The organism is Massilia sp. CMS3.1 (genome assembly GCF_051262535.1).
Lineage (GTDB): Bacteria > Pseudomonadota > Gammaproteobacteria > Burkholderiales > Burkholderiaceae_D > Telluria.
The window spans coordinates 1-283 of sequence record NZ_JBIMES010000105.1 but is presented as its reverse complement, the minus strand read 5'-3'; the positions used below and the strand labels follow the sequence as shown (position 1 = coordinate 283).

Annotated in this window: 1 protein-coding gene; it reads right to left on the bottom strand. The window is 55.1% G+C overall.

The features are described 5' to 3' along the window. A partial coding sequence (locus ACHAC9_RS24615; protein WP_435764454.1) for a DDE-type integrase/transposase/recombinase occupies positions 1-283 on the bottom strand: 283 nt, incomplete at both ends.

Genomic DNA, 283 nt, shown 5'->3' with positions numbered 1-283 from the left:
GCGTTTCGATGTCTCGAAAGCGATGATCTCTCCGTTGTACAAGTCCATGACGGGGGACAAATACAGTTTTTCGCCGGCGACGTTGAACTCGGTGACGTCGGTCACCCATTTCTGATTTGGCTCTATCGCGTTGAAGCGCCGCTGCAGGACATGCGGCGCTGCGTGACCAACCTCACCTACATACGAACGGTACTTCTTGGGGCGAACCAGTGACTTCAGGCCGAGCTGACCCATCAGGTTTTGAACCGTCTTGTGGTTGACCTTCGTGCCAAGCTGCCGAATG